This is a genomic window from Limnohabitans sp. Bal53 (genome assembly GCF_003063355.1).
Lineage (GTDB): Bacteria > Pseudomonadota > Gammaproteobacteria > Burkholderiales > Burkholderiaceae_C > Limnohabitans_A.
The window spans coordinates 1-692 of record NZ_NESH01000027.1; the positions used below are offsets into that span (position 1 = coordinate 1).

At 64.5% G+C, this 692-nt stretch carries 1 protein-coding gene; it reads left to right on the forward strand.

The window, feature by feature from the left end; translation table 11 throughout:
• The coding region (locus B9Z50_RS17365; RefSeq protein WP_304481690.1) for a uroporphyrinogen decarboxylase family protein at positions 1–692 on the forward strand (692 nt) is incomplete at both ends.

Genomic DNA, 692 nt, shown 5'->3' on the forward strand with positions numbered 1-692 from the left:
CGCAAGGCCCTGAACGGCCGTGTGCCGCTGATCGGCTTTTCCGGCAGCCCCTGGACGCTGGCGTGCTACATGGTCGAAGGCGCTGGCTCCGACGACTACCGGCATGTGAAGTCCCTGATGTACAGCCGCCCGGATTTGATGCACCGCATCCTGGAAATCAATGCAGACGCTGTGGCCCTCTACCTGAACACCCAAATCGAAGCGGGTGCCCAAGCGGCCATGATCTTTGACAGCTGGGGCGGCGTGCTGGCCGATGGCGCGTTCCAGCAGTTCAGCCTGGCCTACACGGCCCGCGTGCTGAGCCAATTGAAAACCGAGCACAACGGCCAACGCATCCCCAGCATCGTGTTCACCAAAGGCGGCGGCCTGTGGCTGCCCGAGATGGCGGGCCTGAACTGCGACGTGTTGGGCCTGGACTGGACCATGAACCTGGGCCGTGCCCGCGCCCTCGTGGGCGGCCAAGTGGGTGGCCCCGGTAAAGCGCTGCAAGGCAACATCGACCCGAACATCTTGTTTGCGCCGCCTGCGCAGATCGCCACCGAAGTGCACCGCGTGCTCGACAGCTTTGGCACGCCACACACCGACACCACCCAAACCGGCCCCACCCACATCTTCAACCTGGGCCACGGCATCAGCCAATACACCCCGCCCGAACATGTGACGGCGCTGGTGGAAGCGGTGCACAGCCATTC